Genomic DNA, 18,791 nt, shown 5'->3' on the forward strand with positions numbered 1-18,791 from the left:
TATATTTTAAGGAATGACCACGGTTAATTGGATTTTAGGCTAGCCAACTGGTCCATTTGCGTGCTCAACAGCACATTGTTTGTTCATCTTTCTGCATCAATGTCATTACAATATTTAAATATCATGAAAATAAATTAAGGCTTATTGCAGGGTATTTATTTATTTCCTAACTTCGCAAATGAGAGCGCTGGAAGTATGCCATTGGGCTATTTTATATGGAAATCGGACATTTTGAGAAGAGAGAAACTGCGCATTAGGCGAAAAACAAAGAAGAACAGCGCAACACAAAACTGTAAGAAACTTGTTTTTTTGATTTGTTTTTACTGGCCAAGCACGCCCAAGCGCATGAGCAAATGGGCGAGTTAGTGGCGTTGGAGTGTTGTGAAAGCGAGTGAAAACATCTAAGGATAATTTGCCAACCCTGGCAAACCTAAGGCATATCGCCTTACACACGCCATCGTAAAAGACCATCTTTCGGCCGTAAGCGTGCGGCCTACGAAAGCCTAAATTATGCGTGTTCGTGTTTTATTGGCGACTTTGAGTTTTGTGGTTTCTCGCATTCAACCCACATACTAGCTAACTCGCCAACTCAATAACGCACGAACTTGCTATCTAAGAACCTAACATTATTATTTTAACCTAAAAACAACTTTCGTATGAGGAAAGTAGCATTAGCCTTCGCCGCAGCACTTACTGTTGGCTGTTGGGCGCAAGTTTTCAACGTCGCAAGCCTTGTTCCTGTGGAACTTCCGTCGGATGTGGGGAGCAAGGTGGTGGCAATCAGTGGGCAAGGAGATTTCCTTTTGCTCACAACCGACAACAACAGCGGACTTACTAAGCTAGACCTGAACACAGGGAAAGCCCAAAACATTACGCAGGCAGCAGGTGCCGGCTACGATGCACGTGTGTCGCCCGACGGCAAACGCGTGGTGTATCGAGAAAATTCGTTCACGTCTGGACATCTCCGAATGGTGTCGTTGCGTAGCATTAACCTAGAATCGGGACAGCATAAAGAACTGGTTGCCCCCACGAGAAGTTTGCAAGGGGTGGCCCTAAACAATCAGGCTGCCCTGCCCGTTACGCGTGGACAGGTGGCTGCCAAGGGGTTCGAGGGCAAGGTTTCGGCCAAGAATGCCGTGGTGTTAAGCATCAACAACAGGCAACTGATGATTTCGCGCAATGGCAAAACCAGCAATCTCTCGCCCAATGGCAAGGATAAAAGCTATCTGTGGCCATCGCTTTCGCCCGACGGAACCAAAATTTTGTATTATGTGGGGGCCGAAGGAGCATTTGTTTGCAACCTCGATGGCAGCCATGTAAAGCCGCTTGGCATGATGCGCGCACCCCAATGGTGGGACGATTCCACGGTGGTAGGCATGTACGACCAAGACGATGGCGAGTTTGTTTACGCATCGCGTATCGTGGCCACCAACCTCAAAGGCGACAAACAGACGCTTACGCCCGACTCGCTCATAGCGATGTACCCCAAAGTTTCGGCTCAGACGGGCAAGATTGCATTCTCAACGCCCGAGGGAAAGGCATATATCATCAACGTAACTAAAAGCCAACAGCCATGAAGAAGATATTACTTTTTATAGCAATGGCCTTTACTGCCCTTGCGCAAGCACAGACAAAAGACGCAAGTAAGCTGCGTATCTACCTCAATCCTGGGCATGGATGCTACGGGCCTAACGACCGTCCGATGCCTACCATACCTTATCCCAACCTGCCAGAAACAGGCAGGCCAGATAAGAAGGGCTTCTACGAGTCGTCTACCGTGCTGATGCGAACCCTCCCTATGGTAGACAAGCTGGTGAAGATGGGCGTTAAACGCGATAACATCATGCTTTCGCGAACAGACAACGGACCATATCCCTATGTTACTGGTGACCCAGAGAACGATAAATACGACCGACCATTGTCGGAGATTTGCGAAGAGGTGGATGCCAACAACATGGATTTCTTTATCTCGGTACACTCTAATGCCGCCACCGATGGGGGAAACACCAACTATCCACTTATTCTTTATCGTGGCAAAGACGATAAGGATGGCGACCTAGTACCAGGTAGCAGAGACATGGCCATAAAGATGTGGGAACCCCATTACATGGACGAACTGGACCCGCAAAGCTATTACAGCCGAACGAACATGAACGTTCGGGGCGACATCTCGTTTTATCATAGCTCGTCCGTTCGTCACGGAACGCATGGCGATTACGAAGGTTATTTGGGCGTTTTGAAACATGGTGTGCCTGGTTTTCTTATCGAAGGCTATTTCCATACCTACCAACCTGCTCGGCATCGCGCCTTAAACCCCGACTATTGCAAGCAGGATGCCATCAGGATGTCGCGCGGATTGGCCGACATCTTTAACCTCCCGGCCGAAAAAACGGGCTACATTATGGGTACGGTGAAAGACCTTCACGAGCGTATCGTTAACCCCGTTTTCCACTATGCGCCGCGTACCAACGACCAATGGCTGCCCCTGAACGGAGCCACCGTAACGCTCTTTAAGGGCGATAAGGCGGTGAAAACCTATCAGGTAGACACGCTTTACAACGGTATCTTTGTGTTCGAAGACCTCGAACCAGGCGAATACACCGTGCGAGCCGCCCTTAAAGGCTATAAAGAACAAGGCCATTTCACTGCCGATGCCACTTCTACCGAGTATCAAAAACTCGTGGCACAGAGCATGGAAAAGCTGGTAGTAAAGGCAAATCAAACGACTTACACCAAGCTATACCTTGAAGTTGAGGGCTACGAACCGCCTGCCGACACTTACGTTAATTATCCCGACCCCGTGCAACCGGCCTACTTAACCATGCCAGAGGCTATGAACATGAAGGCGGAAGAGCCCGTTACACTGGCCATTAAGGGCGAAGTTAAGCGTGCCATCACGCGCGAAGGCAAGACGGTTATATTGACCAACGACAACGGAACGCCACAGCTTTACTTGGTGAACAACGCCACGAGGAAGGTAGAAAAGCAGTTGAGCACCAACGGACTGCCGCCTGCCGAAACCGATAACAAGGGTTTCCACAGCCGTTTGAACGACATCGCCTTTACTGCCGACGGACAATTGGTGGGCGTAAACAGCGTGGAATGCCAGTTTAACGATGGAGAAGTGGAAACGGACAAAGGTTACAAGCGTGGCACGTTGCGCATCTTTAAGTGGCAAGACATGGATGCCAACCCCATTGAGTGGCTCACAACGCAAAGCTCGGCCAACTTCCTTAACGCCGATATGGGCAAGACGGTGGCCGTAAGCGGTGCTGCCAAGAGCTGCAAAGTGATTGTTGGCGGAACCAATGCCAATGGTGTTGCCAAGGGGGTGAGAAACTTAGTGCTCTATGTTGAGAACAACACCATCACCTCTTCGCTCTTTACCGAGAAAACCATCAACGCCAGCAGCAACTTCACCGAGGTGAAATTGGGCAACGATTACAAGCTGTGCGCATCGCCCTTTGCCGACGATCAGTGGATGGTAGACGGCAGCGTAACCTCGCCGATGGAGTTTAAGCCCGCAACAACATCTAATGTAGACAGCGAGATACTTGGCCGTTTGCCTGCCGACATATTGGGCAACGAGGGCGAAGTGGCTGCTGCATCGGGTGCCGTTTTCTTTAAATACGCCAAGCATACCCTCTTGGCCACGCCTTATCTCAAAGATGCAAAGGTGGCCGGACTGCGCTTGTTCGACGTGAGCGAAGGCCTGGCAAAGGCCCAATTGATAAAGGCAACCACGCTAGACCTTGCCACGCCACTAGAAAAGGTGGGCTTTATGGCAGCTGCGGCCACGGTGAAGGATGCCGACATCACCCTTACGCTCATTACCGACAGCGTGCTGACAAACTTTACCACCAAGGGTGTTGCCCAGCCCGCAGTGAAAGGTGTGTATGCCTACAACCTGCGTTTGGCACAGGCCGGCGAACGTTACACCTTCTCGTTTGATGCCAACGACGAACCCACAGCCGCTAAACTGGTGTTTACTGATGCCAAAACAAACGCTGCCGTGGGCGAACTGCCACTCACTGGCGTGAAAGCAGGCCGCAATAGCTTTGACTTTGCCACCGACCAATTGCCTGGCCAATTGCAACAAGAACTGAATTGGGCCGTGAGTCTAACGGGAAATCGTATCGCAAGCATCAACCGCATCAACCCCGAAGTGGCTTCCACAGTCTACAATCGTGCAACAGTGGCCATCGACAAGAGCACCGAGAGCGACTTCTTTGGCCGCATGTATGTGGGCGAAGCCAATAAGAAACAACTTGACGTGACGGGCGTTTACGTGTGCGATGCCAACGGCGCGCGCACCAATGCAGCTCCGTATAAGGGCGGACAAAAGCTGATGGGGAATTACAGAATGAGTGTTGACGCAACAGGTAAACTCTATATTGCCGAGTTTAGCGACGAAAATCCGGGTGTGTTTATTGCTAACCCTGCTCAGATGGACGGCAAGTTCGAGCAGTTCTTCGTTGGTCAGCCTGATGAAGACGGACTAATCACCAACGATGGACAAAGCGTTGGCTCGTCGGCCTCGATGGTTTTGCCTACGGGTAGCGGCAGCAATGCCAAGCTATACGTTTGCTTAGAAGACATGAAGGCGGCCATTGGCGTGTACAACATTGGGCAACCAGATGGCTCTGTACTTACATCGTGGAACAGGGCACCTAGCCTGACGCTTAAAGTTAGTGGGCTTATCAATGCCGACGACAACCTGGCAGCTGGTCCTGATGGTGGACTTTGGGTGGTGCAATATCGCGGAGCAGGCAACAACACCAAGGGTGTGCCTTCGCTGATGTACGTAGATAAGGACGGAAAAGTAACCTTTAACTCTGGCAATGCCGATTGGGTAGAGAATCTCAATGGGTCGCGTAGGTCGGGATTTGCCGTTAGCGACGATGGAAAGACCCTCGTTATATGCGATGGCAGCTTGGCATTGCAGTTCTTCAACGTTGCATGGAACGGCTCAACGCCCACGCTTACCAAGAAGTATAGCTACGAGGGAATAGGTACAGAGGTGTACCAAATGGCCTTCGATCCCGCAGGAAACTTGGTATGTGCAGGTAAGGAGGTTTACATTTTGAGTATCCCCACCGAGCATAACCAAACGCTTACGCCTGCCAAACGCTCCTTAACGGTGAAACGACAGCCCACAACAGCTATTGAACAACCCGCCGCAGGCAAGCGCGTGGTTAGCATCCGCTATTACAATGCAGCTGGTTTGCAGTCGGCACAACCTTTCGAGGGCGTGAACATCGTTGTTACTACGTATGCCGATGGTAGCAAGAAAACCGAGAAAGTTATTCGTAAATAGCGACTTGAAACGTTATTATTAATGCCTGTAAGCGTAATTAATATCGCCTAGAAGTGTAATTAATATCGTCTCGAAGTCATAATTAATATCGCCTAGAAATGTAATTAATATGGTCTAGAAGTGTAATTAATATCGCCTATAAGCGTTATAAATACCGTCTTGAAATTTATCATTGTCCCACCCCAGCCCCCTTTCGAGGGTAGCATGGGGTGGGCTTTTTTGTGGCTTAAAGCCAATCGGTGAATGGTTAAACCCAATCGGTCGTTAGACCGCTTACCTATTATTTTTATGTTGTTTCCATCGCTTCCTGTTCATCTTTCGTTTGCTTGTCGGCATCTTGCCTGTCTTATTCTCTTGACGTAGCCCGCTTCGTCTTCAATAATAAGTCAGACAATATGCTCAACAATACACAAAATCTGCACAAGCTCTAACGGCCGATTAGGGTTAAAATGGTAAATATGTTTTACAAAACATATTTTTGTGGCTGCCACTTCTAGACAAACAAACCTGCCAAAACATATAAAAATGCGCTAAAGAGGAGAAAAGTGTAGCTGACATAGCGCACTTATTCACCCCGATTCTTGCTATTTACTATGCTTTTGCATTTCTCTTTGAAGAAAAATTGTCCCAAATTTGGGTTCGAAACAACATGAAAATTCGGTTGAAACATTTGTGGTTGTAATGTGTTTTGCACCAAAACGCATTGCATTTAGCACCAAAACGCATTGCATTTAGCATCAAAACGCATTGCATTTAGCACCAAAATGCAGCACATTTAGCAGCAAATAGCTCCCAAGCAACATGCAAATAAATTATAACTGCTTGCTAATAAGTTATTTATCTTTTATCGGCTAAAAGCCACTTGATGACTTTTAGCCGTGCGTATAAATATGCTGAAAGCCCTGATAAAACGTTAAAAGAAAGTATATTCTTGCGCTTTTATAGATAAATGCCAGTAAATCAGTGTGTTATAAACTTCTGAAATACGCGCGTAAATTCGCCCTGTGTCTGGAAATTTCGCACCGATGGCACTCATGATGTTAAAATACGGTGCAAATATTTTACATTTCATTGGCTTTGTTCTGCGCATGGTGCACCCGTGTTCTAGATTTTTATAGTCAAACAGAAATGGATTTGGAAAGTCATAGGTGCATCGTAATCAAACAAAATGTGCTCCTTTTCTTTTGCGTGAAGGTTTATTGATGCCATGCTACGCACACCTTGCATTCTTCTAACAACTATTTTCCAACAGCAATTCTGTTTGACTATAAATGGGCACTTCTTATAGTCTTTCACCTCTCCTATCTTGTCTGTTTTTAAGAAGAAGACCTGCATTTTGTACCATTTAGCCTTTCTAGTTTGGTTTCCAGCTCATTATTTTATCACCCCAATTTCCCGCTTTTAGCCCCTAAAATCCCACTTTTTGTCCACTATTTTGCCCTTTTCAGGCATGTGTTTCACGGCTCTAAAAGGTTTTGTTTATACTATTGTGGTGTATATTTATGCTTGTTGTCTCGTATTTAGCAGCATTTTGCACTGCATTTAGCACCAAAATGGCTTGCGTTTAGTACCAAAATGGCCTGCGTTTAGCACCAAAACGCACTGCGTTTAGCGGCATATTGCATTGCGTTTAGTAGCAAAACGCAGTGCATTTAGCTACAAATGGGCCCAAATGTGGTGCAAACGGCGGCTTGCTTAAATAAAAATTCATTTTGCCGGCATTTACAACCACCCCCTTTTTGCATCAAAAACTACTTTCGCGAGAATTGATTTTTTGCGGCAAGGTTGGCGATTGGTGGACAAAAAGGGTAGTCTTGGTGTTAAAAACCATGCTGAAAAATTGACATGGCTTCAAGTTGACGGGTTGGCAAGTTGACGAGCTGACGAGTCGATGGGCGTGTTGGTTCGTACGTTTTTGATTTGATGAGTTGGCGATTTTTCTTGTTGATGAATTTACGAGTTTGTGAGTTGATAAGGATTGTTGGGCACCCCATGCAAGTCATTGCACTTAACTCTTTAACCTCGGCATTCCTCTTTGTCCCTTTTTGGGGTTTATTCCTTTTCAACCCGTAACCACGTTTTGCCTCAGGCAAATGGGAGTGGATTTTGGACTTAATCGTATCTTTCTCCGCTACATTCGTACATGAGCGGGATGTTTGTCTTGGTCTTGCATCGCAAGGACAACAAACGATACAATACGTTTTTCTGAGGCCGTAATTTGATAAGTGTTCCTTTAAATCGTTGTAAGTTGGGGTTATGTAAGTTGTGTCTCAAGTTGGCAGGTTCGGGTACGCTTAGTTTGTTCGTGGGTTGTTGGATTGTGTTGTTGCCATGTTCCCTAGGTGGGGAGCTGATGTGTAGAGCAAGTGGGGCGCACAGAACCTCATCGGGGAATGATGGTGTGTTCACGTCGACGCGTGGGTGGCTTTCAATGTCGTAAACTTGCCTGTTTTCTCTGTGGTTTAGATTTCTTAAGCGTTGGCTTTGTGCTAGAAGACGTTTTGTTTTGTGTTGACACAATGGGGGAAGTGTAGGGCGACAGTATCTCTTATCGTGGTTTGGACTTTGCCGTATTGGGGTACAACAGGTGTGGTGTCTTGGGTTTTGGTGACTTCTGGCTAGATGGGGTTACGACTGAACCACAGTAGTTAAAATAAGAGAAAATCGCGGCGTAACTTTGGAGGGAAACAAACAAATAGCTATCTTTGAAAGGATTAATTATGTTTCAAAAAATGGAAATCTTATGAAAAAGTTTATTTATTTGGCATTTGCTGTTTTGGCGTTGCTTGCTTCGTCTTGCAGTAAAGACGATAATGAGGGTAGCACCTCGTTAGACGGCGACTGGTATATTTACGTGGGAAATAACAATAGCAGTAACAAGGGATATAGGTGGTTTCCCCCCAACCAATGTTCCCAAAAATCTGTATGGCGCATATCCGGAAACAGAATACATTTCGATTGGTATGATGGCAGGGATGGTACTTGCAAGCTTAAGTCCACATATTACGAATATACCGCCAACAATGGCGTGTTTGATATGATAGTTGCTGCAGACTCGCCTACCGATAGGGGCAAGAGAACCTCCATTAACTATCGCATGATAGGCAAGGAACTAATATTTAGCTGGAAGAACGGCTTATACGGAGACGAGATACAAGTGCTGCATAAAAAGGGAGTTGACTATGGTTACCTAGATCCGCTTGTAGGCTATTGGCGGTTAACTAAGGCAAGCGTGGGCAGCACCACGGTGTTTGTGAAACCTAATGAATGTTTGTCTGGCTCTGTTGTGGCCAGTGTGCTGGGGCTTACCATATATTTGGATTACCCAGAGAACGGCAGGTGCGTTAAGACAACAACGAACTTTACCTGGAAGAATGAAGGGGGGAGATATTCTGGCGTTAGCGATAGTGGAGAACACGTTACGTTCGACATGAATTTCGAAAACAACAACCAAACGTTGATTTACAGAGTGAATACCCAAAATGGGCTGATGACACTGTACTTTAATAAAGTTAGGTGAGACGACTGTTGTTGGGCCACGGCCTAGATTGACAAAAGGCGGACCGCACGATGGTGTGGGGTTCGCCTTTTAGCTGTTTATTGAAGATGTGCGCCCTGTTCGGACCTTGCATGGGGTAAGCGATAAGGGTACGCAGACGGGCTATGGCAGCAGCCGTAGCGAGGGGGAATGTTTTTGGTGGCCGTGTCGGCCTGCTGTTTTAAGGATAAAGGGTGTTGTGTGCCGTATGGGCAAAGCCGTTCTGCGCCCTGGCACACGTTTAAACCCCATTTGGTGGTTATACTGCTTACCAATTATTTTAGGTTGTTTCCTTTGTTTCCAGTCCACCTTTCGTTTGGTTGTCGGCATCTTGCTTGTTTTATTATCTTGACGTTGTTCGCCATACCTTGAAGGAGACAGACAAGATGCCCTGCAAGACACAAAGCCTGCACAGGTTTTAGCGGCCAATTTAAGGTAAAGGCAACGGCCAATTGGGGATAAAAGCATGTTTGCGTTTGGTGGCGACAGCATCCATCTAGGGTGTGGGCAAAGGGAAAAATAAAAAGCGGAACGGGCTGATGTCCGTTCCGCTTTGATGTTTTTTGTGCCATCGGGGCGCGCAAGGATAGGGGGTTAATCCTAGTCTTGCTTATCTTTAATGGCTTGCATGATTTTTGCTTCCAGCTCTTCGCACAGTTCGGGGTTGTCTTTGAGCAGGTTTTTGGTGGCATCGCGGCCTTGACCTAGCTTGGCCTCGTTGTACGAGAACCATGAACCGCTCTTCTTAATGATTTCGTATTCAACGCCAAGGTCGAGAATTTCGCCCACCTTAGATATGCCTTCGCCGAAAGTAATTTCGAATTCGGTTTTGCGGAAAGGCGGTGCAACCTTGTTCTTCACCACTTTTACGCGCACTTGGTTGCCCACGATGTTGTCGCCATCTTTAATGCTGGTTACTTTACGAATGTCTAAACGAACACTGGCGTAGAACTTCAATGCGTTGCCGCCAGTGGTTGTTTCGGGGTTGCCGAACATCACGCCGATTTTCTCGCGCAACTGGTTGATGAAGATACACGTGGTGTTGGTTTTGCTGATGGTAGACGTTAGCTTGCGCAAGGCTTGGCTCATCAGTCGTGCTTGCAGGCCCACATTGTTGTCGCCCATGTCGCCTTCAATCTCCTTTTTGGGCGTAAGTGCCGCCACAGAGTCGACAACAAGGATGTCGATGGCCGACGAACGGATAAGCTGGTCGGCTATTTCGAGAGCCTGTTCGCCGTTGTCGGGTTGCGAAATCCAAAGGTTTGCCACGTCTACACCAAGTTTTTCGGCATAGAAACGGTCGAAGGCGTGCTCGGCATCGATAAAGGCGGCAATGCCGCCAGCCTTTTGCGCCTCGGCAATGGCGTGGATGGCGAGTGTGGTTTTACCCGACGATTCGGGGCCATAAATCTCGATGATGCGGCCGCGGGGATAGCCTCCCACGCCTAAGGCCACGTCTAGACCGATGCTGCCCGTGGGTATTACCTCTACATTCTCTATCTGCTCGTCGCCCATTTTCATTATCGAGCCTTTGCCAAAGTCTTTTTCTATCTTGCTCATCGCCGCTTGCAGGGCTTTGAGTTTGGCCTCATCGGGCGAAAGTTGTTTGCTTTCTTCTTTTGCCATTTGTTGTTGTTTTAGGTATGATGGGGTGGTTTAAGGGTTACAATTCAAGGTCGCCACCGAACTCTTCGTGCCAGGGCAGTCCCTGTATGTTAAGCTGTTCCATGAATGGATCGGGGTCGAACTCTTCTACGTTCCATACGCCTGGCTTGCGCCAGAGGCCCTTGAAGAACATCATTGCACCAATCATGGCCGGTACGCCCGTGGTGTAGCTAACACCTTGCATGCCCGTTTCTTTGTAGGCATCTTGGTGTTTGCAGTTGTTGTATACGTAGTAAGTAAGTTCCTTGCCATCTTTTACGCCACGAATACGGCAGCCGATGGATGTTTCGCCGTCGTAGTTGGCGCCCAAGTCTTGTGGGTTGGGCAGCACGGCTTTAAGGAATTGCAAGGGAACGATGTTCACTTTGACACGCTTACCCGAACCATCGGCTAGCGGTGCCTCGTATTCTATCTCGTCGATACGCGACATACCGAGGTTTTGTATCACGTCGAGATAGGTGAGATATTGTTGTCCGAAGGTCATCCAAAAGCGCGCTTGGCGAATGGTGGGATAATTCTTTACCAAACTTTCAAGCTCTTCGTGGTGCATCAGGTAACTTTCGCGCGAGCCAATATTGGGGTAAGTGATGGGCTGATGTACAGCCAGCGGTTCGGTTTCGAGCCACTCTCCGTCTTTGTAGTACAAGCCTTTTTGGGTTATCTCGCGTATGTTAATCTCTGGATTGAAGTTGGTTGCGAAGGCCTTGTGGTGGTTTCCGGCGTTGCAGTCGACAATGTCGAGATAGTGAATTTCGTCGAAATGGTGCTTGGCAGCGTATGCCGTGTAGATGCCGCTTACGCCTGGGTCGAACCCACAGCCCAGAATGGCGGTGAGTCCTGCCTCTTCAAAGCGTTGCTTGTAGGCCCATTGCCACGAATATTCGAAGTGTGCCTCGTCTTTGGGTTCGTAGTTGGCGGTGTCTAGATAGTTGCAACCGCAGGCCAAACAGGCCTCCATGATGGTGAGGTCTTGGTAGGGTAGGGCCAGGTTGATAACCAGTTCGGGCTTAAAGTCGTTGAACAGGGTTTTCAGTTGTTCAACGTCGTCGGCGTCTACTTGTGCCGTCTTGATGTCCATATCATAGCCTTTGGCATGTATGGCATCCACTATTTCGTCGCACTTTTCCTTTCGGCGACTTGCAATCATAAACTCGCCGAAGTGCGTTTTGTTTTGTGCGATTTTAAATGCGGCCACGGTAGCAACGCCACCTGCGCCAATCATAAGAACTTTTCCCATATCGTTTTGTTGTTTCTGTTTGCTATGTTTGTGTTGCCGCAAGATGTTGCGGGGGTGCTGTATGGTGCTAACGCCGTGTACTTATTGGGCGTTTATCTCGTCGCTCCTTATGCCGAGGGCGTTCATGAGCGAGTAACCCAATATCTCTTGGCGGAAGTTTCCGCCTGGGAGGGGCTGCATGGCGAAGACGGTTACGCGCTTGCTGTCGTCGTCTAGGCGGTGCATCTGATGGCGAATGCCCTCGTATAGTTCGGCGTTTTCGGCGTTTGGCACAACCATCACGCGCTTAACTTCGGACTGGGCACAGACTGTTTGCACCACATCGAGAAAAAAGTCGGTGGCGTTTACCAAGTCTTCCACGGGGTATGTGCCGATGGCGAACTCGCCCAAGCCGTCTTTGAAGGCCTTGCCGTTTAGCTCATCAGCGAAGTTGGCAGGCGCAAAGTTCTCCATTTGGGTTTTCGCCTTGCTATGAACCATCACCACTTGCAGGCTGTTTTCGCCGTTGCGCACGCCTCCATCGAGGGCGATGCAGTCGAGCCAGCGTGCCAAGTCGGCTTGCGGAATGCGCCGGCCGATGATGCGTTCGAAGTTAACGATGAGGTTGAATGCCACGTTGTCTACGTAGTCGGCATCAACTACGATGACGTTTTCGCTCCAATTGTTTTTTACGGCTTGTTCCATTGTTGCAAAGATAACAAGAACTTGCGTAAAAAAGGCAGGGTGGGGCGATTATTTTTAGTTTGAGGAGGTGAAGTTGTTTTTCAGGAGTTGAGGAGTTGTTTTCAGGAGTTAAGGAGTTATGGAGTTAAGGAGTTAAGCCAAATGCCTTGTTGCAGAGTTGCAGTTCTCCTTGTACACTCGTGTGCTTGGCAACTCGTTAACTGATGTTTGGCTTAATTCGGTTAGTTGACAAGTTAACAAGTTAAGAAGTTGACAAGCTAACAAGTTTAATGTGGAGAAGTTAACAATGAGCAGGAAAGGCTGCCGTTAATCACAAAGCATTTGGCTTAACTCCTCAACTCCATAGTTCCTCAAAAACAGCAACCACTCTGCAACATGGCATTTGGCTTAACTCCTTAACTCTATAGTTCCTCAAAAACAGCAACCACTCTGCAACAAGGCATTTGGCTTAACTCCTTAACTCCTCAAATTAACTCCTCTAATAGCATTTGATGCGATACATCAGGCCCAGTTCGAGCTTGTTGGTGTGGTAATCGGACAGGCCGCAAGCGTGGTTGTAGTCTACTTTCTGACCCATGTAAGCCAAGAAAAGGCGTAGGTTTTGCCCTTTGACGGGGAAGTATTCTAGGCTGGCCACGTAGCTGTAATACTTGCGATAGTTTTTTAACGCCTCGTATTGGGGAATGCTCGTGGTTTCGTAACTGCCCCGAAGTTTAAGGTTGCATCGCGGTGCAAACTGCCAATTGGCTTCGCTGACGAGGGTGTTGTAGTGCACGTTGCCGAAGAACACGCCTTCTTCGTTGTTTACAAGGCTATTTAACTCGCCCGATGCGATGCGCAAGCGGTCTAGTTCGTCAATGGCCCCATAATAGTCTATGTACCATTGCAGCTTAGGCAAGTTGAGCCTTTGACCAAGACTAAGCATGCGCGAATATTTGTCCTTGGCCTGCGTTTGCAGTCCCCATGCCCATCGGGTTTGTAGGCGGTCATTGAAGAAGTTGCCGTTCCAGTTGGCGATATAGGTGAGGGGGATGTTGCTGGGCGTTAGCAGTTGGCGGTCGTTGGCAAGGTCGGGACCAGCCATTTTGGCATCCTTGGCATACTCTTGCTCGAACGTTCCGTTGTGCGAGTCGGTTATTTGTAGGCCAAACTCTTGGGTTGGCACGGGCTTGAATGTTACTTGCGCACCCGCAACAAAACATTCCATGTGCGCCACGAAGTCGCAATATTGGTATACAAAGAGTGGGTTCTCGTCGTATTCGTAGCCTCCCCATATCTGTCCTATCTTTCCTGCCTGCACTTCCCACTTGGGATTGAAGGTGTAACCCACCATCATCATGTCGGTGGCCTTGGCAAAATTGTCTTCGCCTTGTGGTTCGTAGCCGCTGTTAAGGTGCTGTCTCAGGCGATAGAAGAGCTTATCCGTGACGTGTCCTTTAATCTCCAAGCGCAACTGTCGGTTGACAAACGCCCCCTTCCACGTGCCGTTATGTTCGGTGGCGCGTGCTGCTGCGGCGAAGTTGAGGTAGAGGTTAAAGGCATCTGTTTTCTTTTCTAGCTTCAACACCCGTTCGGCAATTGAGGGTGTGTCGTCGTCTTCGCCGCCCATACCCGTGTTGTTTCCCTGCGCCCGAGCCGTTAGGGGCAGGCATAGGAACAGGGACATGGCGGCAAGTAGATTGTTTACTTTCATGATGTTTGTTAGTGAGTATTTAAAGTTTATGAGTGTTTGGGTTTGTTAGTTGGTGAACTTGTGGGGTTCGTTAATTGATGTGCTTATGGGGCTTATGCTTTCATTCGGGCGCCAACGCGGACGAACGTGAACACGCTTACGAGTTGCAAAAGGATGATTGCCGTAGCCATAGCCTGATTGTTTGATGGTTGTGTCGCACCCGTCCATCATTCGTTAGTATATGATGATTGTACGTACCAATATGCAAATATAGGAAAGTTTGCGCTAGTATGGTGCATAGATGGGATGTTTTTTGAGAATGAGGGGAGAAAAGTGGGTGTTGTTGCTACTGCGGAGTGTTTGTGTTTTTGATTTTGCAGCGTGGTTTTAGGGGATGTAAAGGGGCTTTTCAGTAGTAGGTGAGGTGTGTAAAAGTCAGGCAAACATGTAATGCCTCAATAGCTTTTGCGGGCTATTGAGGCGTTATATGCTTGTTTATTGCATCATTTCTTCAAATATATCCTATACTGATTATCAGCAAATTATATTTGCATGGTACAAGAATGTTTCCTCAATTAGAGTAGTATTGATTAGAAAACATCTTGGATGTTGTCACTATTATTACTCAATCTCTCAACGATTTAGAACTCCTTCTGCATCTCGATTCTTTTCGACGTTTATTTGTTTCTTCAAGTAGGCTGACATTTTTACTGACCAAGTCCTAACCTTCTCCGAATTATGATTTGATAGTCCTTCTATACACCTAAGTTGTTTCTCATAAAGTGGTACGATAGAGCCAACGAAACTGAATGAGCCCATATTGCAAGACAATGCAGTTAAAACAGCATCTTGTTCTCCGTACAAATCAATAAGCTTACGCACAATATCCGAGAATCCGTTCTCTCCATACAGAGGAGCCATCAACATGAGGCGTTCTGGAGCAATTAAAGGGTGCTTTGCACACCAAGCCAATAAGGCTTCACTATGATCAGTTTGGAACAAAATGCCAAGCTCATTATTGTAACCTGTCATAGAACCGAGGATTGATTTCAATTTGTAATATAGGATACACCTTTCTCCGTCACAGACGAGAGCTTCTGATAAATCATGCCAAACCTCATTGAAATACTTGCCTATTAACAGTCCCATACAATCCTCTATGTTATAATCTTTATAATGCATGTCATTTGGTTGCTCTATAAAAAGTAAGATGCTGCGCATAATCTCCCTCGCAAAAGCAGGGTTAGCATCATCTTCAAGTATTTTCTTTAAGACATGCCAATAGTCATCATCTATTGCCAATTTACTAAAATCATCCAATCGCTTGGTTATTTCTTCCTCGATAAATTTGCGCAACTTTTTTATATTATCCTTCACTCCACCCCATAATAGCATCATAGCTACTATGTGGACAAGCGTATTGAAAGACTGTGGCAGACTTGCGATACGTTGAAATAGGTATAGGATATCCTCCTCAGTATACTTACCAAATGATATATTTCGCCAAAGGTGTTCATATTCACTGACCTCCGCTTTCTGGTCTTTAACCATCTGATACAAGGCCTCAGGATAAGGATCGCTAAAATTATAGTTTCTTACCGCCACACATGCGAACAGAACTGATTTCCTTTCTAAAGCTACCATTGCTCCAAATGCTGTTTCAAAAACCTCCTCATTAACTTGTCTGATAAAATCAACAAATATCGAAAAGTTGTATTTATCCAGCATTTGGAACGATTCTATAGAGTTGCAAATAAAAACGTTCTGAGCATCCTTATCCATAGAGTTTGCTACTACGCCACCAAATATATTACTATGGTAAGCATCGAACGAGTATATTTTCTTGAGAACATCAGTAGTATACAGTTTATGGTCAGACGCCATTTCTTTTGCCAACTCTTCATAATCTTTATTGTTTCTATCAATTATTTCCTCATAGTTAAACTTATCTGATACCCATCTATTTTTCTTCTCAACCTGTGAGAACCTAAAGAAGAAATCATTATTACTAAGCTGGGATATCATTTCTTCCATATCCGCACGTAGTTCGTCTGTTAGTCTTATTGCCTTATGACATAGAACAAAACGAATCGCATCAAGCATTTTATCCCAAGAGTGCTTTTTCAGCTCTGCTATTTTATGTATGCAATTCATTGTGCTATTGCCATAGCCAGCTTCGCATAAGCAGCCCAAATTACTCTCAAGTATTTCACTGCATCTATCTAACAAATTAGGGTTATCCTCAACAAGCACCATTAACATATCCAAACATCCATGAATATACTCAGATATCTCTTCGCTTGTTTTTGGTTGATAATTTGACATTTTTTCAGTCCCCCTCTCCTCCGAACCTCGCAAGAAAATAAAATCCCGTGTTCTTAAAGCACGGCCTAAGGCACTCAATAATATTAACTGCCTTTCCTTATATTGCACTTGTTTTTGAAGGAACCGAAGTCTTTGGCCCAATGTTGCTGCAGTTGCTGGCAGATACAATGGAAACAATGAAATAAACTGTCCGGTAGCATTATTGCTGAAATGCTCATTTTCGGCAATGGCCAAAAGCAGCATCATCTCTGCACCTTTGTCGAAAGTGCGTGGTTCAAAACACAATTTCTCTATTGACCAGACCAAGTTTCTACGCCCTTTGTCTATCAATCTTAAACCATCAATACTAGAACTACCAATTACGCTCCATAAGCAATCAGCCACAGCATCTGGATTCACTTCCACAAACGCGCGGAAGAGTCGTGAACCCAAGTCTGTGTTAATCACTTCCACGTTTCCAAAAGGGCCATTCTTATCAAGGAGCTTATCGAGCATTATACGAGCCTTTTCATTATGCCCCATGTATCTAAATTGATCAGCAAACGAGTCTGTTAGAGGTTTTGCGATGTCAGACTCTTGTATAGCTTTGATTACAGCTAACAATCTTGTATCCGAACATTGTTCTATCCATTCATTGATAAGATACAAGGCTATCGGTGTTGGTCTTATACTGATAAGTCTTCCTTTTCGTTCAATTATCTTTCTTTTTATGTATTTTAGTATTACTTGTTCAAAGTCTTGTACCAATACCCTGTTATCTTTATCAATGGATGTGATACATTTTGTCGTGGCTACAAACTCCAATTCGTTGTGTAATTCTCCTTCAAATCCAATAAAATTAAAAAGAGAAAGTGTACGCATTATTTTTCTAGCATCGGAATCTTCGTTTGCATCAAGTATTTTATTCATCAATGCTGCGTCATTTACTACTCCAATAGGATCTCCGTTTCTTAAGCCTTCAACTAGCAGTTGTGCCATCATCGGGATACCTCCTGCGAATGTAAGAAGTTTTTCCTTATCCTCTGGCTTGTAAAACGACTTGAATCTTTCAAGTATTTTCTCAACCACGTCATTGAAATCCTTTTGTATTTTCAAAGGTGTAGAATAACATGTACTATTTTCATCAGGATCATTATATATAGTGATTATCGGATTAGCGCCATGATTCGAACGCTTTACACAGATAATTCTGTTATGCAGTTCCATGTCACAATTATCAAATACGAGAACCATCTCCTTGTAGTGTTTAAACATAAAGCTTGTTTTTTTGAGAATCTCCTCTGCATCATGTTCTTGACAATCTATGTAGGAATATAAGTATCGTACTGAGGTGTCCTTAAATGCTTCTAATACCATTCTTGTTTTGCCCAAGCCAGAAAGACCACAGATGCGAAGATTACCTTTATTTCCCCGGATCAGCTGCAAATACTGCTCAAGCCCATTGACAATATATCCACCTTCAAAACCAGAAATCTCATAATGACTTTCCCTTGTGAGGAATGGCTTAATATCTTCATCAAGATGAAAAATAGCTTGTTCGGCACATTCCTTTATAGCTCCAGTTAATGCTGATATAAACTCCTTTCGCTCTTTCTGATAAACAAGCGCGGAAACATTGTCATTGTATTGTTTAAGCGCAAAAGATAATGGGAATCTTTTGCCTCTTTGGTCAAAGAACATCTGAGATTCATCCTCTACGGGGTTGCCAAAGACACTATTCAATACATAAAACCCTTGATATTTCATAAAAGGACGTGCCATAAATAGAGAAGATTCTCGTATAACATTTGGATTAGAGGTAGTCTTGTATTTGATGCCGAATATTTTTCTTAGAAACTTTATTATCGGATCTTGATTGATAAACGTCAAATCTCCAATGAAAATATGGCATTTACTTATACGATCTTCAATTTCGGGAACGATATCGGGCGCTCCAGAAACGCCCTTAACTCCTTCTTGATATTCAATATTTACATGTTTCAGCTCGCTATTGACATTTGCAATGGCTGACTTAATGCATGCCTTAATAAACTTTGTCTGATGTAACTTCTTGGAGTCAGTATCCGATTGCCAAGAAAAAAATAATCTTAAATCCATATAGAAGTCATCTAAACTTTTAAAATCTCTACAAATTGAGAGGAGTTTATTATCTTTATGCTGTAAAACCAAGATAAACACTCCTCTCATGTACGAAGTACTGGACAAAGATACAATAAAATTTGAGATCTTGCCACATTTGTCGGTGGCAAAACGCGGTTATGTTACAAAAAGTGACCTGTTGGAGGTCATTCTGTGCATTCTCTACAAGTTGAAAACGGGCTGTCTGTGGGACATAATGAGGAAAAGGTAAAGA

At 45.6% G+C, this 18,791-nt stretch carries 8 protein-coding genes and 1 pseudogene; 4 read left to right on the forward strand and 5 right to left on the reverse strand.

Translation table 11 applies throughout. The features are described from left to right. The first annotated feature begins 656 nt into the window (after window positions 1-656). The 3 genes from BN93_RS12255 to BN93_RS12270 all read left to right on the forward strand — a co-directional run bounded on the left by BN93_RS12255 (window position 657) and on the right by BN93_RS12270 (window position 8,837). Entirely contained in the window at window positions 657-1,577 is a 921-nt protein-coding gene (locus BN93_RS12255; RefSeq protein WP_019188615.1) for a TolB family protein, read from the forward strand. Next, complete coding sequence (locus BN93_RS12260; RefSeq protein ID WP_019188616.1) at window positions 1,574-5,317, forward strand: prealbumin-like fold domain-containing protein; 3,744 nt, start codon at window positions 1,574-1,576, stop codon at window positions 5,315-5,317. The genes BN93_RS12255 and BN93_RS12260 overlap by 4 nt, the downstream gene beginning before the upstream one ends. A 2,743-nt stretch (window positions 5,318-8,060) precedes the next feature. After that, window positions 8,061-8,837 (forward strand): lipocalin family protein, encoded by a 777-nt coding sequence (locus tag BN93_RS12270; protein ID WP_019188619.1) that lies wholly within the window; start codon window positions 8,061-8,063, stop codon window positions 8,835-8,837. A 618-nt stretch (window positions 8,838-9,455) separates the two neighbouring features. On the opposite strand, the gene recA is transcribed toward BN93_RS12270, so the two are convergent. The 5 genes from recA to BN93_RS12300 form a co-directional block, all read right to left on the reverse strand. Further along, window positions 9,456-10,481, reverse strand: coding sequence for a recombinase RecA (gene recA, locus BN93_RS12280; RefSeq protein WP_009229180.1), 1,026 nt, complete (start codon window positions 10,479-10,481; stop codon window positions 9,456-9,458). A gap of 37 nt (window positions 10,482-10,518) precedes the next feature. After that, a complete protein-coding gene (locus tag BN93_RS12285) occupies window positions 10,519-11,757 on the reverse strand; it encodes a saccharopine dehydrogenase family protein (RefSeq protein WP_044260722.1) in 1,239 nt (412 codons plus the stop codon). 81 nt (window positions 11,758-11,838) lie between these two features. Then, a complete protein-coding gene (locus BN93_RS12290; RefSeq protein WP_019188622.1) occupies window positions 11,839-12,441 on the reverse strand; it encodes a DUF6621 family protein in 603 nt (200 codons plus the stop codon). A gap of 478 nt (window positions 12,442-12,919) precedes the next feature. After that, window positions 12,920-14,134: a porin gene (locus BN93_RS12295; protein ID WP_019188623.1), complete on the reverse strand. Its 1,215-nt coding sequence runs from the start codon at window positions 14,132-14,134 to the stop codon at window positions 12,920-12,922. A gap of 612 nt (window positions 14,135-14,746) precedes the next feature. Then, window positions 14,747-18,535 (reverse strand): hypothetical protein, encoded by a 3,789-nt coding sequence (locus BN93_RS12300; RefSeq protein ID WP_157462837.1) that lies wholly within the window; start codon window positions 18,533-18,535, stop codon window positions 14,747-14,749. 88 nt (window positions 18,536-18,623) lie between these two features. Here BN93_RS12300 and BN93_RS16980 point away from each other — a divergent pair. After that, window positions 18,624-18,767 (forward strand): annotated as a pseudogene (locus tag BN93_RS16980) (transposase); the annotation flags it as partial. Window positions 18,768-18,791 lie beyond the last annotated feature (24 nt).

The sequence above is a fragment of the Prevotella conceptionensis 9403948 genome (assembly GCF_000312305.1).
GTDB classification, from domain to species: Bacteria; Bacteroidota; Bacteroidia; order Bacteroidales; family Bacteroidaceae; genus Prevotella; species Prevotella conceptionensis.